Raw genomic sequence first — 25070 nt, 5'->3', positions numbered from 1 at the left:
ATGACAACGGGATCCCGTCTTGCGGTGGTGTCAGGTGGCGGAACCGGCATCGGTAAACAGATAGCTCGTATGTTCGCCGGCCAGGGCGACCGGGTGGTCATCATCGGCCGGCGGAAAGAGCTGCTGGCTCAGGCCCGGACCGAGATCCACGAGGCCACCGGGGCGGATCGCGTGATTCCGGTCAGTGCGGACCTGACGGATCCGACGCAGGTTCGTCGTGCCGCGGCACTCATCGGCCGGCTGGGCCCCGTTGACGTACTGGTCAACAACGCGGGCGCCATCATCACACCTCCGGCGGACGAAAGCCTCGAAGCGCTCGCCATTTCCTGGCAGCGTGACCTCAACACCAATCTGCTGACCGCGGTGCTGCTGACCCACGCGCTCCGGCAGCAGCTGAGCCGGCCCGGCGGACGTCTCATCATGGTCAGTTCCGCTGCCGCACAACGGGGAGGCGCCGGGCAGCATTCAGCCGGCTCCTATGCCGCGGCGAAGGCGGCCATGCACGGATGGGCCTTGGGCCTGGCCCGCGAGCTGGGCACGGACGGCATCACCGTCAACGTGCTCGCGCCCGGCTATGTGCGGGACACCGACATCTTCCACGGTCAGGACACCGCGGACTTCGTGGCCACGAAGGTGGCCGACACTCTCGTCGGACGGGCCGGAACACCCGCCGATGTCGCAGCGGCCATCCGGTACATCGCCTCACCCGACGCCGGTTACCTGACCGGCCAGATCATCGGTCTCAACGGCGGTGCCGTACTCGGCCGCTGACAGCAACGGACCGGTACCGAACCGCCTATATCCGGAACGCGCCTCCCGACGGCAGCGTTGTCACTGGTCAGGTGTGGGGAGCAGCGGGCACGTAGTGGGCCAGGTAGGTCAGCGCCTCCGGGGTCAGTTCCGTGGCCGGCCGCCGGTCCCGGATCGCCTGGATGAGCGTTCCTTCGATCAGGAACCGGTAGGCGAAGCTCTCCACGCCCGGCGCGCACCAGTACAGCTCGTCGACAGGCTCAGCGATCTCGCCGTCCTGCCGGTACCTGAGCCCCCACTCGGTGGTGTAGTCCCGGCCCGAGCAGACGACCGCATAGTGTCCGTCGCGGTGCAGGTAGAGGTACCAGACGAGGCAACTCTGCTGGTCACGGAAGAACAGCACCATGCGGTCGTCCGGGTGAGCCGGGCTGGGCACCGGGCCGGCCACGTCGGTCCAGGAGCAGTCGCCGGCCCGGTCCAGGCAGCGGTGCAGGTGCGCCCGGGTGATCAGCGCGACGAAGTCGGCAGGCAGGGTGAGCCCGTCCTCGGCCAGTTTCGCGGCGATCGGGTCGGTCACCGCGGTGCGGTGGTCGAGCGGTTCCCCGATGTCGCCGAACCAGGCGAAGTCACCGGTGAACGATGCGTCGTCCAGCGCCGGGACGCTTTCCAGCGGGTAGGCCTGGAACCAGGCGAAATGCCGTTCCCGTTGGTCGAACGGCCGGTACTGCCCGAGGCCTCCGCCGGCCCAGAACGCCGGTAGGCGCACCGCGTCGGGGCCGTCGCCGATCGTCCGGAAGCCGGTTTCCGGATGCGCCGGGGCGGGCTCGGGAAGCAGCCGGCCGGCCGGCCCCACCGGCAGGTCCGGCAGCAGCACGTCCGCCCGGCCCAGTTCGTCGGCGGGCCGGACGGAGCCGGTTTCCGCCGGGCGGGACGCGGCGGGCACGCAGACCCGGAACCCGCCGGCGCGCCGGTCCTCGGGCCACCGGGCGTCGATCGCCTGTGCCGCAGCCGTGCAGTCGGGGCAGTCGTCGTCGCGGCCGCCCCACATGCCGAACTGAGAGCCCTCCATGTCGGATTTCTCGATGCCGCACAGCGTGGCGTTGCGCAGGCCGTACGCATGCCGGCTCGCGTCGGCCAGCATGTCCGACCAGGCCGCCTCCCAGCGCAGGTTCCACCGCTCGTACGGAAACCGCAGCACCTCGTAGTCGCCGGCGCCGACCTGGGTCACCGCGTGGCACCACGTGCAGGTCCAGATCTCCCGGCACCACGGGGACGGTGGCAGATCCCATCGGTCCATCGGCGACTCGCAGACGTCACAACGCATGCCGGGAGCCTGCCACGGGGGTGTGACACGCCGGGACCGCCTGGCGGCGGCCCCGGCAGCTGTCGGTGTCGGTCAGGGGCTGATCCGGCCGGCGCCCGCGCCGGCGGTGACGAGAGACTTCACGTCGGCCGCGTTGTCCGGCTGGTACGCGTAGGGGATGGGGGCGACGTCCCCGGCGCTCTCCGGGGCGCCGGAGTTGACGAAGACGTTGTTGCGCTGGACCAGGTCGCCCGGATCCGACTCGGCGTAGCCGACCGCGGTCGGCCGGGTGACGTTCTCGAAGTAGTTGCCCTCGACCAGCACGCCGGCCCCCATGGTGGAGGCGACGCCGTAGTCACTGCCGTTGTAGTAGTTGTTGTAGACGTGCACCGGGTCACCGAACCGGACCCGCGGGTGCCGTTCGCCGGTGTTGTCGAACCAGTTGTGGTGGTACGTCACGCGCAGGTGCCCGACGTCCTGGCTCGCGTTGCCGTCGTCGTGGCCCAGCAGCATGGTCTTGACGTGGTTGCTGGCCCGGTTCCAGGAGACCGTCACGAAGTCCGATCCCCGTTTGATGTCCAGGGCGCCGTCGTAGCCGGGCCCGTCGAACGTGTTGTGGTCGAGCCAGACGTTGCGGGACTGCTGCACGTTTATCGCGTCGTCGTCCCAGCCGCGGAAGGTGAGGTTGCGGATGATGACGTTCGTCGCGCTGCTCACGTTGAGGCCGTTGTCGAGCACGGCCGTCGAGCCGACCCCGAGAACGGTCTTGTTGGACCGGACGTCGTTCATCTTGTCCGGCATGGTGACCGAACCCTGCACCCGGATGATCAGCGGGCTCGACGACTCCAGGGCGTCGGCGAGCGCCTGCCCGTCGGTCACGGTGACGGTCTGGCCGCCGGCGCCGCCGGTGGTGCCGCCGTTCTGGGTGGCCCAGCCGATCAGACCCGGGTCGCCGACCGGCGGGGTGCTGGTGGACGGTGTCGGGCTGGCACTGCTCGGGCTGGGGCTGGCCGAGGTGGACGTGCTCGGTGACGGGTTGCCGGTGGGACCGCCGGGCAGACCGACCTTGCCGGTTCCGGCGGCCGCGGTGACCGCGGCCTTCACCTGGGCGCAGGGCAGCAAGGTGTACGCGTACGGCACGGCCGGGACGCTCCCGCCGGCCTGACCGGCACCGGAGTTGACGAAGCAGTTGTCCCGGGCCACGAGCCGGCCCGGCCCCGATGACGCCTCGCCCAGGTGGTACGGGTCGTCGACGTTCTCGAAGCTGTTGCCCTCGACGATCACGCCGGCGTCCTCGGCGGAGGCGATGCCGTAGTCGCCGGTGTCGTTGTAGTGGTTGTTGTAGACGTGCACCTGGTCGCCGAAGCGGACCCGCGGGTTGCGCTGGCGGGTGGCGTCGAACCAGTTGTGGTGGTAGCTGACCTTGAGCCGGCCGACGTCCTGGGCGGCGTTGTTGTCATCGTGGCCGAGCAGCATGTTCTTGTCGGTGCCGTCGGCGTGGTTGTACGAGATGGTGACGTACGAGGAGCCGCGTTTGACGTCGACGCCGCCGTCGGACCCGGTGGTCCAGGTGTTGTGGTCGATCCAGATGTGGTGCGAGAACATCTGCACGTTTATCGCGTCGTCGGCCCAGTTCCGGAAGTTCAGATTCCGTACGATGATGTTGTTGATCGCGTTGGCGGGCGGCGCGGTGATCGCGTTGTCGATCGGCAGGCCGATGTTGAGGCCGCCGCCGGTGAACCCGGAGCCGGCGCCGATCCCGACGATGGTCTTGTCGGAGGTGACGTCGTGCATCGGCCCGGGCAGCGCGATCAGGCCCTGCACCTGGATGATGCGCGGTCCGGCGGCCGCGGCCTCGGCGATGAACTCGGCCGCGGTGTCGACCGTGACGGTCGGTCCGCCCGCGCCACCGGTGGTGCCGTTCTGACCCCATGCGTTGACGCCGGCCCAGCCGTCGGCGACGTTCGAGCCCGGGTCGGTCGGCTCACTGCTGCTGGGGGAGGGTGACACCGAGGACGGCGTCGGTGACGACGGGTCGCCGCCGCCGATCGTGTCGGCCCGCACGTCGTCGAAGTTGGCACTGGCGTTGAAGGTGGCCACGCCGATGCGGCCGGAGCTGAACTGGCTGTCGGTCGCGTCGACCAGGGCGGCGCCGTTGACGTACCCGCGCAGCGAGGTTCCGCTCACGTCCAGCCGCAGCGTGTACGCGGTGCCCACGCTGACGCCGACGGAAGCGGTGTCCAGGGTGGTCGACGAGCCGCCGACCAGCTTCTTGAGTTCCACCGTGTTGTTGCTGCGCAGCGCCAGGTAGTAGTAGCTGGTGTTGCTCTGCGCCCGGGCCAGCAGGGCCACGAAGCGGTTGGTGCCGTTGAACGCGGTCGGTTTGACGACGGCCTGAGCCGAGTAGTTTGTCCAGGCGGCGTTGCCGGCCAGGGAGCGGGCGTCGGAGCTGGTGCCGGACTGGCGGTAGACGCGGTCGCCGTCGGTGGCGACCGCCCAGCTGCCGCCGGAGCCGGTCCAGCCGGTGGCGTTGCCGTCCTCGAAGTCGTCGGTGAACAGGGTGTCGGCGTAGGCGATCGAGCCCATGCCGAGGATGAGCACGACGACGCCGAGGACGGCGCCGAAGGCGGCGAGCAGGCCCCGGCGGGGGACGCGCCGAGCGGTTGTGGGATGCACTGATCCTCCTGATCAGTAGGGAACGGGTGCGCACGGATCGGTTCCCGGCCGCAGGCGCCCGGTGACGGCGCGGCAGACGGGAATGCTGGCGCAGATCATTTCCGGGCACGCCGGATCGCTGGCTCTATGTCCAGGTGTTTGCGGAAATCTTTGGCGTGCGTGCGGATATCGCAGAAAACACGCGAGGAATCGGGCCGAAAAGGGCCGATCGAAGTGTGCCGGTGGAGCAACTCGCGAGGTCAGACGAGGTGACTGCCATGGGCCGGTGGTGGGGCGCGGGCCGGGTTCCGGGTTTGCATACGCGCTCCTCGATCAATCGAGATCCAATTCAGCAAACGTTTGCATCAAATTGAATCTAGATAGGGATCATGAAATGCGTCAATGCTTTTGGTTTGCAGGTAAGTTGCAGGAATAATTCCGCGAACAGGTGATCCGGGTGTCCGGCCTGGGCCCGGTCCGGCAGCTCGTCGCCTGCCTTGCGGCGCTCCGGCGGATCAGCGGCGCAGGCCCAGGGCGCCGAGCATGTCGCGGGTCGCCTGCGCCGCCGGGCGCAGGACCTGCGTGTGCAGCCAGCGCACGGCGGGGGTCACGGTCATCCGCCAGGCGTACGCGAGACCGCGGAACAGCGCCCCGAAGGTGTACCGCCACAGCCAGGCCAGCGCGACCCCGATCGGCCGCAGCACGTAGCGGTAGAACCGGACACCGAGCCACGTCGTGCCGTCCCATCCGGTGCGCACGAACCAGATGATCGCCCGGCCCACCGGCGCCAGGAGCCACACCCAGAGGAACTCGGCGACCGGCACGACCACCCAGCGCATCACCGCGTGCAGGGCCGGGAGGATCGCGGCGCCCCACAGCCACACGAACGGCCAGGCCAGCCACCGGCCCAGCGTGACGATCCCGCGCCACAGCCAGCGCGCCGGGACGACGATCAGATACCGCCACAGCCACGATGCCGGGATGACCACCAGGTGCCGCCAGAGCCACGCCAGCGGGATGACGACGGCGTGTTCCCAGAGCCAGGCCAGCGGCCGCAGGACGTACCGCAGAAGGAACCGCCCGCTGATCCGCAGGCCTTCCCAGAGCAGGCGGAACGGGAGCACCACGACGAACGCGAGCGCCTTGACCGGCCACACGATCCAGGCGGGCACGGCGTCGGATCGGTCGTCGACGTACGGGTTCGGCACGGCTGCCCACGGTAGCCGACCCGCGCATGCCCGCTCCGCGGCCGTACCCGCCCGCCCGCGCATCGAACGACCCGTGCCCGGCCGCGCATCGGGCGGTCAGACCTCGACCGGGCTCAGATCGGGAAGGACTTCCGGCTTCGGTGCCACGACGCGGCGGGTGACCGGGGCCAGCAGCGACACCAGGAAGGCGGCGGCGCTGGCGCCGGCCAGCAGCAGGAAAGCCTGGGTGTACCCGGCTTCGGCGGGCAGGCCGTCGGCGCCGACGTGACCGGTCACGACCGTACTCACGATGGCCGTGCCGAGGGACGCGCCGATGGTGCGGATGTTGGTGTTCATGCCGCTCGCGGCGCCGGTCTGGTGCGGCGGGACGGCCTGCACGATCAGGTTGATCATTGAGGAATAGACCAGGCCGAGGCCGATACCGAACACGCCGGCGGCCACCGCGACGGTCCACTTCTCGGTGTGTGCCAGGGCCAGCGAGACGCAGGCGGCCGTACCCATCGCTGATCCCCACAGCAACTGGGCCTTGTTGCTCACCCACCGCGTCAGGGGGCCGCTGAGGGAACCGAAGACGGCCATGGCGACCAGCAGCGGCAGCATCAGCAGGCCGGCGCCGGTGACGCTGGCGCCGAACCCGTACCCGGTGGATGCCGGCACCTGCAGCAGTTGCGGCAGGAAGGCGAAGACGCCGAACATCGCGGCGCCGAACAGCATGGCGGCCAGGTTGGTGGTCCAGACGGCGGGCAGGCGCATCATCCGCATGTCGATGAGCGGCTCGGCGGCGCGCAACTCGGCGATCAGCCAGCCGGCGGCGAGGAGCGCGGCGAGGGCGAAGAGCACGAGAGTACGGGTGGACGACCATCCCCACGACCGCCCCATGCTCAGTGGCAGCAGCAGGGCGACCAGCCAGCCGGCGAGCAGCGTGGCGGACAGCCAGTTGATCCGGCCCGGGGTGCGCACCGGCGAGGCCGGGACGACACGGTGGGCGACCAGGCCGACCGCCGCCACGATGATCATCGGGATCCAGAACAGCCAGCGCCAGTCGAGCACGCCGACGATCGGACCGGCCAGGACGATGCCGACGCCGCTGCCGGTCGCGATGACCGCGGAGAGCACGCCGAGCGCGGAGGCGAGCCGGTCCGGCGGGAACTCGTCGCGCAGGATGCCGAACGAGATCGGGAAAACCGCGCCACCGAGCCCCTGGACGACGCGGGCGGCGATCAGCACGCCGATGTTCGGTGCGACCGCGGCGAGCAGGCAGCCGGCGGCGATGGCGGCGAGCGCGATCAGCAGGGCGCGTTCCTTGCCGATGCCGTCCGCGATGCGGCCCATCAGCGGGGTGGCGATGGACGCGGCGAGCAGCCAGGCGGTGAGCACCCAGGTGACCGTGCCGGTGGTGGTGTGCAGGTCCTGCTGGATGGTCGGCAGCACCGGGGTGACCAGTGACTGCATGAGGGAGAACGCGGCGGCCGCCGCGGCGAGCACCGCGAAGGTGGCGCGGGGCGAGCCCTGGTAAAGTCGAGGCATGCCTCCACCTTAGCGGAGGCGAGCCTCCGGTTCGCAACCGGTTTCCACCACGGCGGATGTGAGGAGCCTCTCCATGGCCGACGGCCCGATCGCGGTACGCCGCCCGCAGCGCGCGGACGCCCGGCGCAACTTCGACGCGCTGCTCGCCGCCGCCCGCGACACCTTCGCCGAGAAGGGCGCCGACGCGTCCCTCGAGGAGATCGCGAAACGGGCCGGTGTCGGCATCGGCACGCTGTACCGCAACTTCCCGACCCGGCAGGACCTCTTCGAGGCGGTCTACGTCGAGGAGATCAACCAGCTGAGCGCGGCAGCCGAGGCAGCCGCGAGCCTCCCGCCATGGGAGGCCTTGCAGGCCTGGTTGCGGCGCTTCGTGGCGTACGCGGTGACCAAGCGCGCCATCATCGACGTCCTCAACCGGGACTCCGAGATGTTCCGCTCCTGCCGCGCCACGATGATCGCCGCCGGTGAACCGCTGATGACCCGGGCCCAGCAGGCCGGCGACGTACGCGCCGAGGCCAGCTTCGACGACGTCCTGCGCCTGGTCTCCGGCCTGACCTCGGCCGCGTTCGTCGACGACGAACAGCGCGACCGCGTCCTGCGCTTCGCCCTGGACGGCATCCGCGCCCGCCCCTGACCGCCGCCGCGCGTGCTGGCCGCCGCCCGCGTCATGGCCGGCCCCGCTTGAGCGCCAACCGCGTGAGCCGACGTTGTCCCCGCAATCGCCCGCCGCGCCGGGCTGTGCTTGCGCCGGGTGGGCTTGCGCCGCGCCGGGTTGGGCTTGCGTCGCGCCGGGCTGTGCTTGCGCCGGGTGGGCTTGTGCTGCGCCGGGTTGGGCTTGCGTCGCGCCGGGTTGGGCTGTGCTTGCGCCGGTGGGCTTGCACCGCGCCGGGTTGGGCTTGCGCCGCGCCGGGTGGGCTTGCGCCGCGCCCGGCCGGGTGGAACAGCGGGAAGGGGCCCTACTGGCCTGCGGTCTGTTGATCCGTGGCTTGCTGCTGCCGCCCGCTGTCAGCGATCTGCCGATCGATCTCCGCCTGGTCGCGGTCGGTGCGCAGGGCGTCGTCCGCAGCGCGGCCTCGGTGCGGTCCAGCCGGACCCGTGTGCGGTTCAGCGCCGGCCGCGTCCGGTTTATCGCGTGCAGGCTCGTGTCCAGTTGGTCGCCGAACTGCGCGCGCAACTGCCGGGCCCGCTCGCCGAGCGCCGTCTGCCGGGCGTCGAGGTGCCCCTCACGTTCGTCGCTGGACAACTCCCGACTCTGCAATCAACCCGTGCTGAGCCGCCACCGGCCGCCGGGCCATGGCGGGCGCCCCCAGGTCTTCACCGCCCCCGGCCGCGGCACCTCGGATCGTCGCCCGGCCGATACCGCCGGTCGGTCCATCGCCGCGTACAGCCCCGGTGGTGCCGAACGCGCCCTCCACGTCGAGATGTTGATCTGCTGGCGCTACGAAATCGCTGTGATCATGGGGTCGAACCCGCGATTTCGCATCGCTAGCAGATCAACAACGCCACGGGGGCGCACCACGGGGATCGCGGACTGATCGCAGGATCGCACTCATGCGCGCGGGTCGGCACCCGACTCATCGAACCCGCGCCACGCGCCTGACCAGCATGAACCGGCATAAGGCTCGCACTCGCTCCCTGACCGAAACAAGGGGCAGTCCTGGTGCCGAGGCCCCGCGGGCCCGCAGCCGGGGAACGGCGCGGAAACCGGCCGCCGGGCGCACCGGCAGGGATGAGGTCGCCGGACGCCCGCAGTCGCCGGACGTCCGCGGCCGCCGGATGGAACCTCGACCAGAAACGGCCGTCGGGTGCAGCGGCCGGCGCCGAGCTCGCGGGCAGGCCGGCCCACGCCCTTCTGATCAGCTGCGGTCGACGGCCGGGCCTGGTGCGGGGGAGCGGCCGGCGAACGCGGCGAGCAGCAAGGCGGCCAGCCAGAGGAACAAGCCGGCGCCGGTGCAGCCGTAGCCGTAGGTGGCGGAGAAGCCCCAGAACGGCTGGAACGGGGTCTGCTCGACGGCGGACAGGTAGGTGAAGGCGAACACCCCGTACAGGCTCAGGGGTAGCAGCATGGCCAGCGCCACCGTGACCGCGCCGCTGGCCAGCACCCGGACCGTGGAGCCGGCGGCCTCGGTGCGCCGGCACGCCCAGCCGAACACCAGCCAGCCCAGCAGGGCGCCGGCGAACCAGCCGGCCAGGCCGGCCGTGGTGACGAACCACGGTGGCAGCCGTTTCACCTCGGCGATCACGTCGAAGCTGCCGGGCGGGGTGCCCACCACCGTCGTCTCAGTCTCCAGTTCCAGGGTCAGGCCCTCCCGCGAGGCCCACAGCGAGCGGCCGGACTCCTCCAGCGCGCCGGTGGCGATGTCGGTGGCGCCGATCGGTACGATCTCGCGCACCTGCCAGCCGGCCGCGGACAGCCGGCCCGCTGCGGCGCTCGTCCATTCCCGGTAGTCGCCTTTGACGAAGCCACCGTCCGGGCTGAACCCGTACCCCGCGAATTCGAAATCCTCGTCGTGCCCGCCCAGCCCGCCCCGGTCCATGACGTCGTGGAACAGGCCGTCGCCGTAACGCTCACCGGCCACCGGCAGGCCCGGGAAGACCGTGCCGGTGATCTCGTCCAGTTCCGCGCCGGTCGGCAGCTCGGGCACCGCCTCCCAGGCGAGCCGGTCCGCGCCGGCGGCGGCGAAATAGCCGCTGGTCAGCGCGACGAGCAGCGCCGCCACCACGACCGCTGTGCCGCCGGGGCGGCCCAGCCGGGCGCGCAGGCCGTGCCGCAGCAGGTTGGGCACCTCACGCCAGGACGGCACGGTGCGGCCGGTGGCGGTCACCGTGTCGAGCAGTTCGTCGCGGCGGTCGCCGGCCGGGTACGCCAGGAGCAGCACCCGGTATCCCCACGGCCCGGTCACGCCGGACTCCCGCCGGGCTCGAAGGTGGGGGCGCTCCGCCCGTACAGCTGCTGTCTCGCCGTCTGTGCATTGCGCTGCAAGCGCTCGCTCTCGCTCGCCAACGCGGCAGTGCCGCAGACGCTGAGCCGGTAGTAGCGCCGGGTGCGCCCGTCGACGACCTCCTCCCGGTCGACCTCGACCAGGCCCTCGGCGTGCAGGCGGTCCAGTGCGGTGTAGAGCGTGCCCGCGAGCAGCGTGACCTGGCCGCCGGAGAGGCGGCTGACCTCGCGCATCACGCCGTAGCCGTGCTGGGGGCCACCGGCCAGGGCGGTGAGCGTCCAGAACGTCGGCTCGCGCATCGGTTTCGGCATGCGGCCAATATAAAGATGATCTGAATATAGGTCAACGGTCGTGCCGAGACCGGCCGAAACGCTGAGTCGTGTCGATGTGACGCGGTGCCGTGCTCCGGAAGCATGCAGGCAATCACCGAGCCACGAGGAGACAGCACTTCATGCGCAGACTGTTCGGAACCGTCGCCGCGATCGCCGTCGCCGTCGGCGGTACCCTCGCCGCCGCCAGCCCCGCCCAGGCCGCACCGGCGCTGCGGTTCCACACCGCCCAGTACGACTCGCCGGGCAAGGACAACCGCAGCAACAAGTCCCGCAACGCCGAATGGATCTCGCTGGTCAACACCGGTAAGAAGGCCGTGAACCTGAAGGGCTGGTCGGTCAAGGAGAAGGGCGGCCGGGTCTACACCTTCGGCAGCGTGAGCATCCCCGGCAAGGGCGGCAAGATCTACCTGCACACCGGCAACGGCAAGAACGCCAAGGCCCACATCTACTGGAACAGCGGCAACTACATCTGGAACAACACCGGCGACAAGGCGACCCTGCGCAAGCCCAGCAAGAAGACCCACGACACCTGTTCGTGGAACAACAAGAAGGGCCGCACCAAGATCGCCTGCTGAACCTTTCTCCCACCGTGCGGTGTACACCCGGACAACCGCACGGTGGGAGGAATGATCATGGCCGATCGACTGACTGTCGACCTGGTACTTCTCGAGTCGATCTCGGATCGGCTCCGGCGCTCCGGCGAGGCGCTGCGAGCCACCGGCACACGAACGCCACGCACCCCGGACGCCGGCGAAGCAACACCGATCTTCGCCGAACTCCTCGCCCAGCTCTCCGAGAGTTCCGCCGGCCTCGCCGCCGGCTTACGGGACGCCGGCACGCGGGTCAGCGAGGCCGGGCAGGCGTACGCCACCGAGGACACCGCCTCCGGGCAAAGGATCAGCGGGGTGTTGTGATGCCACTCGACACCCGCCTCGACGGCGACCCCGGCCAGATCTTCGGCACCGCCGGCTGGCTGCGCTCCGAACTGGCCTTCGACGTCGAATCCGGCGCCGCCACCCTGCGTGCCACCGGCGCCGACGCCACGGCAGGCTGGCTCGGGTCGGCCGGGACCGCCTTCAGCAACCGGATGACCTCCGCCGGCAGCCTCGCCACCGCGCTGCACACCGAGATCACGTCCACGGCGTCCACGTTCGACGACTACGGCAGCCGGCTGGCGTCGGCGCAGAGCCGGATGGCGGCGGCGCGCGAGGTGGCGGCCGCGAACGGGGTACCGGTCTCCGGCACGACAATTCTCGAACCCGCGGACCCGGCTTCGCCGGACTATCCGCGGCAGATGGCGGCCTATCAGACGGCGGCGGCGGAGGTGGCGGGTGCGCGGGCGGAGATGACGGCGGCGGTGCAGGGCGTACGGGCACGCGCGGCATCCGTGGCCGGGCGTCCCCTGATCCGGGCTGGCGATGTGGCGAAAGGTGCCGCTGTCGGGGGTGCTGCGGGCGGGCTGGCGGCGGGGATCGGTGGTGCTGGCGATGGGAGTGCTGGGCTGGGGGCTGCCTCCGGTGGGGTTGCTGCCGGGGTGGCGGGTGCCGCTTCTGCTGCCGGATCCGGGGATGGCGCTGGCGCTGCTGGTGCTGGTGCTGGCTCGGGTGTCGGGGCTGGTGCGGGGGCTGCTGCCGGCGGGTTGGCTGGTGGGCTCGGCGGTGCGGAGGCTCGCGCGGAGTTGCGTGAGGGGAACGGCGAGGCTCGCGGCGAGTTGCGTGACGCGAACGGGGAGGCTCGCGCGGAGTTGCGTGATGCGAACGGTGAGGCGCGCGGCGAATTGCGTGAGGAGAATACGGGGGCTCGCGGCGAGCTGCGTGAGGGGAACGGTGAAGCTGGCGGCGAGTTGCGTGACGCGAACGCCTCCTTGGGGGACGGACCGGACGAGTCGGCGGATGCCGCGAAGCCTGCGGAGAGTGATTCTGCCGGTGACCGGTCGGATGCTCCCGAGCAGGCGACCGAACCGGCGGAGGGCAGTGCTGCGGGTGCGGCGAATGGTTCGCTCAGTGACGGGTCGGATGCTGCTGCGGAGGCCACCAAGCCTGCCGAAGGCGATGCCACGGGTGCGGCCAACGGGTCGATCAGCGACCGGTCGGTGGCGCCGGGGAATGCTGACAAGCCTGCTGAGAATGGGTCCGGCGGCGAGGCGGATGGCGCTGAACGGGATGCGGCTGCGAACCGGAACGAAGCGGGTGAGGGTGCACCTGGCGGTGACTCGAACGGTGCGATCAAGGACGGTACGGGCGCCGGCGCGGAGAAGCCGGCGGAGGATTCGAAGGCCACGCTCGGCGAGCGGTGAAGCGGTGGCGCGAGGGTCGACGGCGGTCAGTGAGTGAGTAGCCGCGACCCGCTGCGGTGGGTCCGCGTGGCGTTGTTGATCTGCTAGCGATGCGAAATTGCGGTTTCAGGTCCATGATCACCGCGATTGCGTAGCGCTAGCAGATCAACATCTCTGCGTGGGCTGCGTGGGCTGCGTGGGCTGCGTGGGCTGCGTGGGCTGCTTGGGCCGCAGAGACGGCCAGGTGTCGGGTGTCCCGGACCGGGCGGCAGCGCATCGGGCGGCGGGGGCGGTTGGGGCGGTTGGGGCCGCGGGGACGGCGGTTTCGTTGATCACGGCGGGCCTATGATCGAGCGATGCTGCAGCGGTACGACGAGCGCAACGCGGACATCCGGTACTGGGTTGACGGCACGCTGCGGCACCGCAGCGAGCCCGGTCTGTCACCGTTCGACTCGGTGGTGCAGGGCGGGGACGCCGTCTGGGAGGGGCTGCGGCTCTACCAGGGCGCGATCTTCGGGCTGTACGAGCATCTGGACCGGCTGCGACGTTCGGCGCGGGCTCTGGGGTTCGCGGAGGTCCCGGACGACGCGGCGATCGTCGCGGCGGTGACGGAGACGCTGCGGGCCAACGAGATGTACGACGGCGTCCACGTGCGCCTGACCCTGACCCGGGGCGTCAAGGTGACGAGTGGCATGGACGTGCGGCTCAACCAGTCGGGTCCGACCCTGATCGTGCTCGCCGAGTTCAAGGCGCCGGTCTACGACACCGGGGGCCTGCGACTGGCCACGTCGAGCATCCGGCGACCGGGTCCGGACGTGCTGGACCCGAAGATTCATCACGCGAACCTGCTGAACTCGATCCTCGCCAAGATCGAGGCGACGGCCGCGGGTGCCGACGACGCGCTGATGCTCGACGGTCGGGGCTTCGTGGCGGAGACCAACGCCACCCATCTGTTCGCGGTCACCGGTGGGTCGCTTGTCACCCCGACGACTGCCGCGTGCCCGGAAGGGATCACTCGGCAGACGGTGCTGGCCCTGGCTGCGGCGCACGACATCCCGGCGGTGGTGCGGGACGTGTCGCTGACCGAGATGTACACGGCCGACGAGGTGTTCTGCACCGGCACGATGGGGGAGATCGCCGGCGTCACGGTGATCGACGGCCGGCCGATCGGCGCCGGCGCGGTGGGGCCGGTGACCACCCGGATCGCCCGGCTCTACCGGGAGCACGCCACCGCGAACGGCGTACGCCTGCTCGACTGATCCCCGCTCAGATCCGGTGGGCCGCCATCTCGTCGTAGTAGGGCCGGGCCGCCGAGACCAGCGGCCGCAGCCGGTCCGGGACCTGGGCCGGCGACGGATCCCAGGGCGCGAAGCCGGTGGACCGTTCGACGGCCGCGTACCAGTGCGGCGCCCACACGCCGTCCGCCTCGCGCGGCCCGGGCGGCCAGGACAGCATCGCCTCGTCGAAGCCGATGCCCAGCGCCGCGCACAGCCGGGACAGGGTCCGGCGCGGGTCACGCAGCACGTCGGCGGCGTCGACCACCGGGCCGCCGAAGGCCCGGAAGATTTCCAGCTGCTGCGGGTAGCCGAGGTCGTCGAGGGTGGGTTCGCCGCGCACCTTCGCGTAGGAGGCGATCACGTGCGCCGGATCCCGGATCAGGTACGCGTGGGTCAGCGCGCCCAGCCACTCCCGGCCGATCCCGGGCAGCAGGTGATGGGTCATGTGCTTCTGGTAGAACACCGCCGGGTCGCCGGGGAGCGGGCCGGTGAGCTGGGCGGCCACGTCCGGCCAGCGCTGCGGCTGGGCGGCCAGGATCGCCTCCCGGCCGGGATGGTCGATACCGGTCACGGCGAGGTAGTGGGCGTACAGCGGCTCGTCCACGACGACGGTGTCCGGCCGGGAGCCGAAGCTGCGCATCATGGCGGTCGAGATGTTCCGGGGCCCGGACCACATGGCTACACGCGTCGTCATCGGGTGATCGTCACACGCGTACGCCGTCGTTGGCGATCAGCCGATGCGCTCCCAGGCCGACCATTCCCGGGGCTCTGACCGGTAGACGTGCTGCCAGAGCACGCCGTTCTCGTCCACGGCCGTCACATGCAGCCGCCCCTGGCTGGTCGAGGCGGCCGCGATGTCGACCGCCTTCTCCGGCGGGGAGTCGACGTGCCAGGGGTCGGCCCAGCCGGTTGCCTGCCAGTGCCAGCGGTGGGCGACGTCGCCCTCGGTCCCCGCTACGAAGAGTTCCTGATGTTCCCGCTGGAAGCCGGTCGCGGCGATGGAGCGGGCGGGCGACCCGTCCGCGGGCCGGCCGAGCGACTCCCAGTCCGACCAGTTCTGCTCCACGTACCACCGGTGCCAGATCTCGCCGTCGCGGTTGACCACGAAGGATTCGAGCGTGTGCGGCACCGGTGAGGTGATCGCGACGTCCCGCGCACCCTGGTGGTGGCCCGGATGCCACGCGGACCACGGCTTGTCGTCAGCCGCCCAGCGGTGGGCGACCTGACCGCTGGAGCCGACGGCGTAGAGCTCCCGCCAGCCCGGGGAGCCGGAGATCGCGGCCACCGCCACGACGTCGCCGAACCAGCTCGACGAGCTCAGTTTCTCCCAGCGTGACCAGGAGCCGTCGTGGTCGAGGCGCCGGGTCCGCACGGAACCGTCGCGGCACACGACGTAGAGCTCGAGGGCGTCGCGCGTCCCGGCCATGGCGGCGACGTCGCGGGCCTTGACGCCGGGCAGCGACTCGGTCGTCCACGCCGACCAGGTCCGGCCCTCCCGGTACTGGCGGCTCAGCAGGTCGCCCTCCGCGGTCACCCCGAACAGGTAGAGCTTGCCGCTGCCGGGGGAGCAGGCGGCGATGCGGGCGACGTTCCGGGCCCGGCGCCAGAAGCGGAGACCGAGGACCGGGAGGAAGGCCAGGAGCAGCAGCAGTACGGTGAGCAGCCACCACCACCGCTTGGCCCACTCCGCGTCCACGGTGGAGGCCACCACGTTGCCGAGAACGGCGACGCCGAGCCCGATCGCGGTGCCGTACACCCTGGGGTTACCGAGAAAACGCACAGGCGTTCAACCTTCCGGCGGGGACGCGGATGGAACAGGCGATCACCGTATCCATCGTCGGCGATGCCCGGAAGGGACCGACCGGACATGTCGCACCGCACGCCCGGGGCATGACATCTGTCATCGCAAGTCATGATGCGGCGCACTGCCGCGGCCGGCCCGGCGCGCCGAGACTCAATGGCATGACGACAACGACATCGGCCGCCGTCGAGGTCAGCGGGGTGCGGCGGCGCTATCAGGAGTTCGAGGCGGTGCGCGGCGTCTCCTTCGAGGTGCGGCGCGGGGAGCTGTTCGCGCTGCTCGGGACGAACGGCGCCGGCAAGACCACCACGATGGATCTGGTCGCCGGGTTCGGCCGGCCCGATGCCGGGAGCGTGCGGGTGCTGGGCCTGGACCCGTACTCCGATCGCCGCAAGGTCCGCGCCCACCTGGGCATCATGTTGCAGGAGGGCGGCCTGCCGCCCGATCTGACCGTGGCCGAGTCGGCCGCGATGTGGGCCGGCACGCTCACCGATCCGCGGCCGGTCGGCGAAGCCCTCGAACTGGTCGATCTCGGTCACCGGGCGCAGGTCCGGGTGCGTCAGCTCTCCGGCGGGGAGCGGCGCCGGCTCGACCTGGCGCTGGCGATCATGGGGCGGCCGTCGGTCCTGCTGCTCGACGAGCCGACGACGGGCCTCGACCCGGAGAGCCGGCGCAACGCCTGGCGGATGGTGCGGTCGCTGCTCGCCGACGGCGTGACGGTGCTGCTGACCACGCACTACCTCAACGAGGCGCAGGAGCTGGCCGACCGGCTGGCGATCATGCACCGGGGCGAGGTGGTGACGGCCGGGTCGACCGCCGAGGTGGTCGCCGAGCACCCGGCGCGAATCACGTTCCGCCTGCCCGCCGGGATGGTCGAGGGCCAGCTGCCGGCGCTGCCGGGCACCCGGGACGAGCCTGCGGGGGTACGGGCGGAGCCGCACGAGCCGATCACCCTGCGCACCGACACGTTGCAGGACACCCTCACCGAGTTGCTGGCCTGGGCCCGCACCCACCGGATCGACCTGGCCGGGCTCGAAGCCCGGCCGGCCTCCCTGGAGGAGGCGTTCATGGCCGTCGCGCAGAACGAGGAGACTTACGCATGAACACCCGGGTCCGTGCCGTCGGCGTCGCCGAACTGAGACTGTTCGGCCGCAACCGCAGCGCCATGTTCAGCGCGTTCGCGATGCCCCTGCTCATCGCGGCCGCGGTGGCCTCGTCCGGCATCACCGACGAGAGCGGGACCACGGCCACGGCGCTGCTGCTGACGTCGCTGCTGGGGTACGTGCTGCTCGCCGCCGTCTACTACAACCTGGTCACCACGTACGTGTCGCGCCGCGAGGAACTGGTGCTGAAACGGCTGCGTGCCGGTGAGCTGAGCGACGGTGCGATCCTGACCGGCATCGCCGCACCGATGGTCGTGGTCGCGGCGGCACAGATGGTGGTCTTCACAGCGGCCGGCGCGATCCTGCTCGGGGTCCCGGTGCCGGTGAACGCACCCCTGATGCTGGCCGGCGTCGCCGGTGGTGCGGTGCTGTTCGTGCTGCTCGCCGCGGCTTCCACCCCCTTCACCCGGACCGCGGAGTCGGCGCAGGTCACCACGCTGCCGGTGCTGCTGGGCTGCCTGCTCGGCTCGATGCTCTATCCGGTGCTCGACGACGCGCCGGCCGTGGTCAGCGGGATGCTGCGGGCGCTGCCGCTGAGCCCGGTCGTCGACCTGATGCGGCTCGGCTGGCTCGGCACCACCGGCGACGCGCCACCGGCCGGGTTCGTCGAGGTGCTCGGTGACGCGCTGCTGCCCGCCGGGATCATGGCCGCCTGGATCGTCGCGGGACTGCTGGTGGTCCGGCGTTCGTTCCGCTGGGAACCGCGTCGATAGGTTGTCAGCCATGTCGCAGACGTCCCGTGCCGCTCGAGTCGCCCTGACCCTGCGAGGTTCGCAGTATGTGCTCTACGCCGCCGTGCCGATGGCCGTCGTCGGTGCGGTCGACGCGTCGGCCACCGTGCTCGCGCCCCTGGCGGCCGGGCTGTCCGCGGTGCAGGCCCTGGCCGCCGCGATCCTGCTGCACCGGACCATCGACTACCGCCTCGGCCGGGCCACCCGGCCGGGGCCGGTGGCCGTCTCGCCGGTGGTGGCGCTGACCGTGGCGTCGATCGTGGCGTTCTGGCCGGTCACCGACCCCGGCGACGGCTCGTTCGCGTTCGCCGTCACGGCCGTGCTCACCGCGCTGGTCACCGCGCTCGAACCGATGCTGTCCGCGCCGGCCACGCTCGCGATCGTGCTGGGCGGCTGGCTCGTCGCGGCGGGCCCGGCGATCCACGCCGACGGCAGCCGGTTCGGGCCGCACCTGGGGCTGCTCGTGATCCCGGTGGTGGCGATCCTGACGGAGCGCTGCACGGTGTGGATGGTGGACGTGCTGCGGCAGCTGGAGGACGCCCAGCACGTGCGGGCCGAACTGGCCGTCGCCGAGGAACGCCTGCGGTTCGCCCGCGACCTGCACGACGTCGCCGGGCGTACCCTCTCGGTCGTCGCCCTCAAGGCCGAACTCGCCGCCCAGCTCGGCAAACGCGGACGCCCCGAAGCCGTCACCGAGATGCTCGAGGTCCGGCGCATCGCGCAGGACTCGCTCGCCGAGCTGCGCGCCGTGGTCACCGGCCTGCGCACCGCCCGGCTCGACGAGGAACTCGCCGGCGCCCGGTCGTTGCTCGACGCCGCCGGCATCGCCTGCCGGGTGATCGGGGACGGCGGCGGGCTCGGACCGCGCACCCGCACCACGCTGGGCTGGGCGATCCGCGAGGCCACCACCAACGTGCTGCGGCACAGCCGGGCCGGTGAATGCCTGATCGAGCTGGACCGGGCCGCCGACGGCACGGTCACCCTGACCATGACCAACGACGGCGCCGCGGAAGCCCGGGCCGCGCACGGCAACGGATTGACCGGGCTGACCGAGCGGGTCACTGAGGCCGGGGGTACGGTCGACGCCGGCCCCGTGCCGCCCGATCGGTTCCGGGTCGTGGTGTGCCTGCCCGCGACGGCCGACACGAAGGAGCCCGCGTGATCCGGATCCTGCTCGCCGACGACGAGCACCTGATCCGTGGTGCCCTAGCCGCGCTGCTGGCCCTCGAGGACGACCTGGTCGTGGTCGGTCAGGCCGCCACCGGCGCCGAGGCGATCGCGGCGGCCCGGGCCCTGCAACCGGACGTGGCAGTCGTCGACCTGCAGATGCCCGACCTCGACGGCGTCGCCGTGGCGGACCGGCTGCGCACCGAGGTGCCGACCTGCCGGACGATGATCGTGACCAGCCACGGGCGCCCCGGGCACCTGAAGCAGGCGCTGGCCGCCGGGGTGCGCGGCTTCCTGCCGAAAACGGTGTCCGCGGAGAACCTGGCCATGGTGGTACGAACCGTCCACGGCGGCGGCCGCTACGTGGACCCGCAACTGGCGGCCGAGGCGATCAGCGCCGGCGACAGCCCGCTCACCGCCCGGGAGGCCGACGTCCTCCAGCTGGCGGCGACCGGGGCGCCGGTGGAGGAGATCGCCCGGCGGGCGTCGCTGTCACCGGGCACGGTCCGCAACTACCTGTCCGCGGCGGCCGGCAAGCTCGGCGCGGCGAATCGGCACGAGGCCGCCCGCACGGCCCGCAAGAACGGCTGGATCTGATCAGCGGCGGCCGTTGCGGCGCCGGAGCAGGACGACGGTGCCGGCGACCACCAGCAGCAGGGAGGCCGAGCACGGCCAGCCATTGGTTGCCGGACCGCGAGGTGGTGTCGAGCAGTCGTTGCAGCATGCCGAGTTCCACGGCGGCTCAGGTCAGGGTCCGCCGGGTGGAGGTTGCCGACCGAACGGTTGTTGAGCCGGTGAACGGCGAGTGGTGATGTGGGTCGATGGGATGCGCGCGCGGTCACGGGCTCGAACAGGCACGCCAGATCCTGCCGGGGTATTTCGTCTGCGACGGGCCGGTGATGCGGTACGTTCCCGGGCCGGCGGGCATGCATCCGGAGCCGACGCCGTGCGGGGAGCGGTTCCACGACGGCTCGGCCGGGCCGGTCGCGATGTGCGCCTGCGGTGAGCCGGCGGTCGACGCGTGCCCGATGTGCCGGTCCTGGGTGGGGCAGCACTGCCTGGCCGTGGGGATCGGGCGGCGGTGCGCGATCTGCACCGGGCGGGAACGGGAGCGGTTGCGGGAGTCGGCGGCGTACGCGGCCGGGGTGCACGATCGGCGTCTCACCGAGCTGAGCGGGGTCACCGACCCGGTGGAGCGGCTGCTGCGGGCGGCGGCGTACCTGCACGGGCCGCCGGTGCACGGTGCCGCCGCGGACCGGGTGGCGGAGCTGCGGCGGGTCTGCCCGTTCCTGGACGTCCGGGCCGGCGCCGACCTCGACGGTACGGGGCCGTTCCCGTGGGACTCGGCCGAGGTGGGGCGGTGGTTCGTCAGGTGGGCGGGGCGCCACGGGGTACGCCCCGATCAGGAACTGCTGCAGGGTCGGTGGCTGCGGCGGCGTACGCCTGCCTGGGTGATCGGGGTGGGCGCGACGCGGACCTGTCTCGTGCCCAGCGGCGAGGTGGTGCGGGTGACCCGGGAGCGCACCGTGCACCGGGTGGTTCGCGGTGATCCGCGGATGTACCGGGTGGCGCTGCGGGTGGAGAGGGCCGAGCTCCCGATGGCCGGGCTGGCACGTCTGGGGTTGCTGGTGGAGCGGCGGTGAGGCCGGTTCATCCCTGCGGGAGGACGCCCGCCGGGCCGGGGATGCTGAACCTGACGGCATGAGCGCAAGCGAGAACGCCGAGCAGAGGCGCCTTCGGGACGCCGACACCGCCGCCGTGGACTGGCGGCGCTGGGGGCCGTACCTCAGTGAACGGCAGTGGGGGACGGTCCGGGAGGACTACAGCGAAGGCGGGGACGCCTGGGATTATCTGACCCACGACCAGGCGCGGTCCCGGGCGTACCGGTGGGGTGAGGACGGCATCGCCGGGTTCAGCGACGACCGCCAGCGGCTGTGCCTGGCGGTGGCGATGTGGAACGGGCGGGACCCGATCCTCAAGGAACGGTTCTTCGGGCTGACCAACTCCGAGGGCAACCACGGTGAGGACGTCAAGGAGTACTGGTTCTACGTCGACGGGACACCGACCCACTCGTACATGCGGATGGTCTACAAGTATCCGCAGCGGGAGTTCCCGTACTACGACCTGGTCGCCACCAACCGGGAACGGGGGTACGGCGAGTTCGAGTACGAGCTGGTGGACACCGGGATTTTCGCGGAGGACCGGTATTTCGACGTCGAGGTCGAATACGCGAAGGCCGGCCCGGAGGACGTGCTGACCCGGATCACGGTGCACAACCGCGGCCCCGAGGAAGCCACCGTGCACCTGCTGCCCACGGTCTGGTTCCGCGCCACCGGCGAGCCGGCCCGGCTGCGGGCCACCGGCACCACCACGGTCCAGGCCGAGCACGACGGGCTCGGCACGCGCTGGTGGAGGTGTCTCGGTGAGCACCAGCTGTTGTTCACCGAGAACGCGGACGGGCGCAAGGACGCGTTCGGCCGCTACCTGATCGAGGGGGAGAAGGAGGCCGTCAACGCCGACGCGACCGGGACCAAGGCCGCCGCGGTGGTCACCCTGACGTTGCCGGCGGGCGGGTCCTCTGTCGTACGCGTCAAGCTCGGTGACCGGCCGCCCACCGAGGCCGACCAGGACGTGCGGGCCTTCGACGAGATCGTCGAGGCGCGCCGCGCCGAGGCGGACGAGTTCTACGGCGCCCTGTTCGCCCCGGCGCTGAGCGGGGCGGAACGGCAGGTGGCCCGGCAGGCCCTGGCCGGGATGCTGTGGAGCAAGCAGTACTTCGGCTACGACGTCCAGCGCTGGCTGCGCGAACACGGCCGCAACCCGCTGGACGCGCAAGGGATCCGCAACGGCGAATGGTTCCACCTGGACGCGCACGACATCATCTCGATGCCGGACACCTGGGAGTACCCCTGGTTCGCGGCCTGGGACCTGGCGTACCACGCCGTCGCCTTCAGCGTCGTCGACGTGGCGTTCGCCAAGTCGCAGCTGGAGCTGCTGCTCACCCGGCGGTACCTGCACCCCAACGGGCAGATCCCGGCGTACGAGTGGAACTTCAGCGACGTCAACCCGCCCGTGCACGCCTGGGCCGCCTACCTGGTCTACGAACTCGACAAGGCCCGGACCGGCAAGGGTGACCAGGCGTTCCTGGAGCGCGTGTTCCACAAGCTGTCGAAGAACTTCACCTGGTGGGTGAACCGCAAGGACGTGGACGGGCGCAACATCTTCCAGGGCGGCTTCCTGGGGCTGGACAACATCGGCGTGTTCGACCGCAGTGCGCCGCTGCCCACCGGCGGGCACCTGGACCAGGCCGACGGGACCGCGTGGATGGCGCTGTACTGCCAGAACATGCTGCAGATCGCCCTGGAACTGGGCGACCGGGATCCGGTCTACCTGGAGGAGGCGCAGACCTACCTGGAACACTTCGCCTGGATCGCGGCCGCGGTGAACGACACCGGTGGTGGCGCGACGATGTGGGACGAGCAGGACGGCTTCTTCTACGATCTGCTGCGCGCCCCCGACGGGTCGGCGCAGCCGCTGCGGGTCCGTTCCATGGTCGGCCTGCTGCCACTGGCCGCCGCCACCGTCTACGACAAGACCCTGATCGAGAAGTATCCGCAGGTCATCACGGAGGCGAAAGCGTTCCTGGACCGGCACGAGGACATCGACATGGGCGGCCGGCAGGGTCGTCTGCTCGCGCTCTTCGACGAGCGGCGGCTGCGGCGGATCCTGAGCCGGATGCTGGACGAGGACGAGTTCCTCAGCCCGTACGGCATCCGGGCCCTTTCCCGCCACCACGCCGACCACCCGTTCGAGTTCACCGTCGGCGACCAGGTGCACAGCGTCTCCTACCAGCCCGCCGAGTCGGCGAGCGGCATGTTCGGCGGCAACTCCAACTGGCGCGGCCCCATCTGGTTCCCGGTCAACGCCCTGATGATCCGGGCCCTGCTCAACCTGTACGTGGGGTACGGCGACGACTTCACCGTGGAGTGCCCGACCGGCTCCGGTCAGCAGATGACGCTGTTCGAGGTGGCCCGGGAGATCTCCGGCCGGCTCACCGGCATCTTCGTGCCCGACGAGTACGGGCACCGGCCGTGCTACGGGGGCAACCAGACCTTCGCCGGCGAGCACTGGCGGGACCTGATGCTGTTCTCCGAGTACTTCCACGGCGACAACGGCGCCGGGATCGGGGCCGCCCACCAGACCGGCTGGACGGGGTTGGTCGCGGTCTTCCCCAACCTGTTCGCCGGGCTGACCGGCCAGGACCTGATCGACAACGGGATGTCCGGGGTCTTCCACAAGGCATCGGTGCGCAAGCCCGAACAGTGACCGGCCGGCCGGCGGTGGAGGCCTGAGCTCCACCGCCGGCCGCCACGGCTGTATGCGGTGCTGTCTACGGCACCCGCACCAGTTGCCATTGCTGGTCGAGTGCTCCGGTGTCGGCCCACTGGACGGCTTGTCCACCGTCGGCCGTGGTTCCGCCGAGAACGCCCAGTACCTTCCCGCTGCGCCGGTTCACGATCTTGTAATAGGCCCCCACCTGGGCAAGCTGCCACTGCTGGTCGGGGTTGTTGTTCTCCACCCACTGCACCGCGGTTGCGCCGTCGGCGGTACTGCCTTCCAGCACCCCCAGAGCTCGGCCGCTGTTGCGGTTGAAGAAGGTGCGGTATCCACCGCCGATGTCGGTCACGTGCCAGTGCTGGTTCGCCCCGCCGTTGTCGGCCCACTGCACGACGTCGCCCCCGTCCCGCAGGTTTGCCTGACTGACGTCGAGGACTTTGCCGCTGTGCCTGTTGACGAGCTTGTAGTAGGCGCCGGCGGAATGGCCGAGGTCGACGTCGCCGTAGTGCACGGGGTTGGGCCGGTTGGTCCAGAAACCGTCCGCGGCCAGGATAAGCATTCGTCCGGTGCCCCGCACGTACTGCAGTTGCCGGCTGTATCCCCACGGCACCAGCGTCTTCACCGGTGTCCACGGCCCGGCGCCGTTGCCGGTGTTGATCCGGATGTCCGTCGAATCACCGGAGTTGTAGGCGAGCCGCCCGTTCGGCATCGTGGTGATGTAGGGGCTGCCGCCGTGATCGATCGTGGTGCCGGGGTCGGCGGGATTCCAGGACTCGGGGTCGGACGAGACCTTGAAGTTGTTCGGAGTGCCGGCCTGCCCGACCATCTCGTACACCATGATGTATTGACCGTTCGCCATCCTCGTGACCACCGGCATGCCGGGGCGCAGGTTGCGGTCCGCGAGCGCGACGTCCTCAACGACCGGGCCCCAGTTGACGCCGTTCGTTGACGTCTGGTGGACAAGTTTCTGGTCGTGGCGGGATTTGTCGCGCTCGTCGGAGTAGTAGACGATCAGTTTGTTGTTGGCGACGAGCAGGTACGGCTCCCACACCGGGGTCGGGTTGGCGCTTCCCCACTGGCCGCCACCGAGGGTGATCTCGCTGACCCAGCTCCAGGTGGCGCCTTCGTCGTTGCTGCGGAAGAGCTGAATGGCGATCTGGGAACGGTCGGGTGGCGAGTTGAGGCCGGCCATCAACAGAGTCCCGGCCGGCATGTCACCGATCTGCTGCGGCAGGACGTACAGGAACGGATTACCCCAGTTTCCCCAGCGGCGCGGGGACGTGTCCGGCACCGACGACGTCCTTGACCATGACGCGCCGTTGTTGGTGCTGGTCCAGATCGGGAACCGCATGTTGTTGTCCAGCGGCTGATTGTTGTCCTCGTAGCTGGCAACGATTGTGCCGCTCGGCAGCTGAGCCGACTTGACGTAGGTGATGCAGTACGGACGGCTGCAGTAGCCCGAAGGCGTGACCATCGTCGACGGGCCGTACGCAGCGGCGGGGGCGGGGAGAGTCGCGCCGACCATCGCCAGGGCTGCGGCCAGCACCCAGGAGGTGCGTCTGTTCAACTTCGTCATCGTGGCTTTTCTCCTCGTTCGCTGA

Annotated in this window: 22 protein-coding genes; 13 read left to right on the top strand and 9 right to left on the bottom strand. The window is 70.9% G+C overall.

Annotated elements, in window-relative coordinates:
• On the top strand, positions 1–771 hold the full coding sequence (locus LPA41_RS12680; protein ID WP_255689611.1) for an SDR family NAD(P)-dependent oxidoreductase: 771 nt from the start codon (positions 1–3) through the stop codon (positions 769–771).
• A gap of 67 nt (positions 772–838) precedes the next feature.
• Here LPA41_RS12680 and LPA41_RS12675 read toward each other — a convergent pair whose 3' ends face one another.
• The 4 genes from LPA41_RS12675 to LPA41_RS12660 form a co-directional block, all read right to left on the bottom strand.
• Positions 839–2074: a hypothetical protein gene (locus LPA41_RS12675; protein ID WP_229070326.1), complete on the bottom strand. Its 1236-nt coding sequence runs from the start codon at positions 2072–2074 to the stop codon at positions 839–841.
• Positions 2075–2146: 72 nt separating this feature from the next.
• Positions 2147–4729 (bottom strand): right-handed parallel beta-helix repeat-containing protein, encoded by a 2583-nt coding sequence (locus LPA41_RS12670; protein WP_308036550.1) that lies wholly within the window; start codon positions 4727–4729, stop codon positions 2147–2149.
• A gap of 494 nt (positions 4730–5223) precedes the next feature.
• Complete coding sequence (locus LPA41_RS12665; RefSeq protein WP_229070325.1) at positions 5224–5916, bottom strand: hypothetical protein; 693 nt, start codon at positions 5914–5916, stop codon at positions 5224–5226.
• Positions 5917–6012: 96 nt separating this feature from the next.
• A complete protein-coding gene (locus LPA41_RS12660) occupies positions 6013–7443 on the bottom strand; it encodes an MFS transporter (RefSeq protein WP_229070324.1) in 1431 nt (476 codons plus the stop codon).
• Between the two features lie 73 nt (positions 7444–7516).
• Between LPA41_RS12660 and LPA41_RS12655 the strand changes: the two genes are divergently transcribed.
• Together LPA41_RS12655 and LPA41_RS12650 are read left to right on the top strand one after the other, a co-directional pair.
• Entirely contained in the window at positions 7517–8077 is a 561-nt protein-coding gene (locus tag LPA41_RS12655) for a TetR/AcrR family transcriptional regulator (protein ID WP_229070323.1), read from the top strand.
• Between the two features lie 223 nt (positions 8078–8300).
• Positions 8301–8978, top strand: coding sequence for a hypothetical protein (locus tag LPA41_RS12650; protein ID WP_229070322.1), 678 nt, complete (start codon positions 8301–8303; stop codon positions 8976–8978).
• Positions 8979–9299: 321 nt separating this feature from the next.
• Here the strand turns inward: LPA41_RS12650 and LPA41_RS12645 are convergent, their stop codons facing one another.
• Together LPA41_RS12645 and LPA41_RS12640 are read right to left on the bottom strand one after the other, a co-directional pair.
• Positions 9300–10346, bottom strand: coding sequence for a hypothetical protein (locus LPA41_RS12645; RefSeq protein WP_229070321.1), 1047 nt, complete (start codon positions 10344–10346; stop codon positions 9300–9302).
• Positions 10343–10696 carry a PadR family transcriptional regulator gene (locus LPA41_RS12640; RefSeq protein WP_229070320.1) on the bottom strand — a complete coding sequence of 118 codons (354 nt, stop codon included), beginning with the start codon at positions 10694–10696 and terminating at the stop codon, positions 10343–10345. Before LPA41_RS12640 ends, LPA41_RS12645 begins: the two co-directional genes overlap by 4 nt.
• Positions 10697–10836: 140 nt before the next feature.
• Here LPA41_RS12640 and LPA41_RS12635 point away from each other — a divergent pair, with 140 nt between their 5' ends.
• The 4 genes from LPA41_RS12635 to LPA41_RS12620 all read left to right on the top strand — a co-directional run bounded on the left by LPA41_RS12635 (position 10837) and on the right by LPA41_RS12620 (position 14251).
• Entirely contained in the window at positions 10837–11292 is a 456-nt protein-coding gene (locus LPA41_RS12635; RefSeq protein WP_229070319.1) for a lamin tail domain-containing protein, read from the top strand.
• Between the two features lie 57 nt (positions 11293–11349).
• On the top strand, positions 11350–11631 hold the full coding sequence (locus LPA41_RS12630; RefSeq protein WP_229070318.1) for a hypothetical protein: 282 nt from the start codon (positions 11350–11352) through the stop codon (positions 11629–11631).
• Entirely contained in the window at positions 11631–13013 is a 1383-nt protein-coding gene (locus tag LPA41_RS12625) for a hypothetical protein (protein WP_229070317.1), read from the top strand. The genes LPA41_RS12630 and LPA41_RS12625 overlap by 1 nt, the downstream gene beginning before the upstream one ends.
• 335 nt (positions 13014–13348) lie before the next feature.
• Complete coding sequence (locus tag LPA41_RS12620; RefSeq protein WP_229070316.1) at positions 13349–14251, top strand: aminotransferase class IV; 903 nt, start codon at positions 13349–13351, stop codon at positions 14249–14251.
• 7 nt (positions 14252–14258) lie between these two features.
• On the opposite strand, the gene LPA41_RS12615 is transcribed toward LPA41_RS12620, so the two are convergent.
• Both LPA41_RS12615 and LPA41_RS12610 read right to left on the bottom strand, forming a co-directional pair.
• Positions 14259–14963 carry a sulfotransferase gene (locus LPA41_RS12615; protein WP_229070315.1) on the bottom strand — a complete coding sequence of 235 codons (705 nt, stop codon included), beginning with the start codon at positions 14961–14963 and terminating at the stop codon, positions 14259–14261.
• Positions 14964–14999: 36 nt separating this feature from the next.
• Positions 15000–16049, bottom strand: a complete 1050-nt coding sequence (locus LPA41_RS12610; protein ID WP_229070314.1) for a hypothetical protein — start codon at positions 16047–16049, stop codon at positions 15000–15002.
• A gap of 182 nt (positions 16050–16231) precedes the next feature.
• On the opposite strand from LPA41_RS12610, the gene LPA41_RS12605 reads away from it, so the two are divergent.
• The 6 genes from LPA41_RS12605 to LPA41_RS12580 all read left to right on the top strand — a co-directional run bounded on the left by LPA41_RS12605 (position 16232) and on the right by LPA41_RS12580 (position 23457).
• Positions 16232–17173, top strand: a complete 942-nt coding sequence (locus LPA41_RS12605) for an ABC transporter ATP-binding protein (protein ID WP_229070313.1) — start codon at positions 16232–16234, stop codon at positions 17171–17173.
• On the top strand, positions 17170–17946 hold the full coding sequence (locus LPA41_RS12600; RefSeq protein WP_229070312.1) for an ABC transporter permease: 777 nt from the start codon (positions 17170–17172) through the stop codon (positions 17944–17946). The genes LPA41_RS12605 and LPA41_RS12600 overlap by 4 nt, the downstream gene beginning before the upstream one ends.
• A gap of 10 nt (positions 17947–17956) precedes the next feature.
• Positions 17957–19126: a sensor histidine kinase gene (locus LPA41_RS12595; RefSeq protein ID WP_229070311.1), complete on the top strand. Its 1170-nt coding sequence runs from the start codon at positions 17957–17959 to the stop codon at positions 19124–19126.
• Complete coding sequence (locus LPA41_RS12590) at positions 19123–19728, top strand: response regulator transcription factor (protein WP_229070310.1); 606 nt, start codon at positions 19123–19125, stop codon at positions 19726–19728. The genes LPA41_RS12595 and LPA41_RS12590 overlap by 4 nt, the downstream gene beginning before the upstream one ends.
• Before the next feature lie 224 nt (positions 19729–19952).
• Positions 19953–20774, top strand: coding sequence for a hypothetical protein (locus LPA41_RS12585; RefSeq protein WP_229070309.1), 822 nt, complete (start codon positions 19953–19955; stop codon positions 20772–20774).
• A gap of 58 nt (positions 20775–20832) precedes the next feature.
• The gene (locus LPA41_RS12580; protein WP_229070308.1) at positions 20833–23457 is read left to right on the top strand and encodes a glucosidase; all 2625 of its coding nucleotides are present in this window, start codon (positions 20833–20835) and stop codon (positions 23455–23457) included.
• 64 nt (positions 23458–23521) lie between these two features.
• On the opposite strand, the gene LPA41_RS12575 is transcribed toward LPA41_RS12580, so the two are convergent.
• On the bottom strand, positions 23522–25045 hold the full coding sequence (locus LPA41_RS12575; protein ID WP_229070307.1) for an RICIN domain-containing protein: 1524 nt from the start codon (positions 25043–25045) through the stop codon (positions 23522–23524).
• Positions 25046–25070: the final 25 nt, after the last annotated feature.

The sequence above is a fragment of the Actinoplanes sp. DH11 genome (genome assembly GCF_020873875.1).
Classification (GTDB): Bacteria; Actinomycetota; Actinomycetes; order Mycobacteriales; family Micromonosporaceae; genus Actinoplanes.
The sequence above is the reverse complement of the archived record's forward strand: the minus strand, read 5'-3'. Positions and strand labels throughout refer to the sequence as shown.

What these genes read in the sequence shown, in the direction of transcription:
- LPA41_RS12680 (WP_255689611.1), top strand. Translation starts at nt 1, where the DNA reads ATGACAACGGGATCCCGTCTTGCGGTGGTGTCAGGTGGCGGAACCGGC.
- LPA41_RS12675 (WP_229070326.1), bottom strand. Translation starts at nt 2,074, where the DNA reads ATGCGTTGTGACGTCTGCGAGTCGCCGATGGACCGATGGGATCTGCCA.
- LPA41_RS12660 (WP_229070324.1), bottom strand. Translation starts at nt 7,443, where the DNA reads ATGCCTCGACTTTACCAGGGCTCGCCCCGCGCCACCTTCGCGGTGCTC.
- LPA41_RS12655 (WP_229070323.1), top strand. Translation starts at nt 7,517, where the DNA reads ATGGCCGACGGCCCGATCGCGGTACGCCGCCCGCAGCGCGCGGACGCC.
- LPA41_RS12640 (WP_229070320.1), bottom strand. Translation starts at nt 10,696, where the DNA reads ATGCCGAAACCGATGCGCGAGCCGACGTTCTGGACGCTCACCGCCCTG.
- LPA41_RS12635 (WP_229070319.1), top strand. Translation starts at nt 10,837, where the DNA reads ATGCGCAGACTGTTCGGAACCGTCGCCGCGATCGCCGTCGCCGTCGGC.
- LPA41_RS12630 (WP_229070318.1), top strand. Translation starts at nt 11,350, where the DNA reads ATGGCCGATCGACTGACTGTCGACCTGGTACTTCTCGAGTCGATCTCG.
- LPA41_RS12625 (WP_229070317.1), top strand. Translation starts at nt 11,631, where the DNA reads ATGCCACTCGACACCCGCCTCGACGGCGACCCCGGCCAGATCTTCGGC.
- LPA41_RS12620 (WP_229070316.1), top strand. Translation starts at nt 13,349, where the DNA reads ATGCTGCAGCGGTACGACGAGCGCAACGCGGACATCCGGTACTGGGTT.
- LPA41_RS12615 (WP_229070315.1), bottom strand. Translation starts at nt 14,963, where the DNA reads ATGACGACGCGTGTAGCCATGTGGTCCGGGCCCCGGAACATCTCGACC.
- LPA41_RS12605 (WP_229070313.1), top strand. Translation starts at nt 16,232, where the DNA reads ATGACGACAACGACATCGGCCGCCGTCGAGGTCAGCGGGGTGCGGCGG.
- LPA41_RS12600 (WP_229070312.1), top strand. Translation starts at nt 17,170, where the DNA reads ATGAACACCCGGGTCCGTGCCGTCGGCGTCGCCGAACTGAGACTGTTC.
- LPA41_RS12595 (WP_229070311.1), top strand. Translation starts at nt 17,957, where the DNA reads ATGTCGCAGACGTCCCGTGCCGCTCGAGTCGCCCTGACCCTGCGAGGT.
- LPA41_RS12585 (WP_229070309.1), top strand. Translation starts at nt 19,953, where the DNA reads ATGGGATGCGCGCGCGGTCACGGGCTCGAACAGGCACGCCAGATCCTG.
- LPA41_RS12580 (WP_229070308.1), top strand. Translation starts at nt 20,833, where the DNA reads ATGAGCGCAAGCGAGAACGCCGAGCAGAGGCGCCTTCGGGACGCCGAC.
- LPA41_RS12575 (WP_229070307.1), bottom strand. Translation starts at nt 25,045, where the DNA reads ATGACGAAGTTGAACAGACGCACCTCCTGGGTGCTGGCCGCAGCCCTG.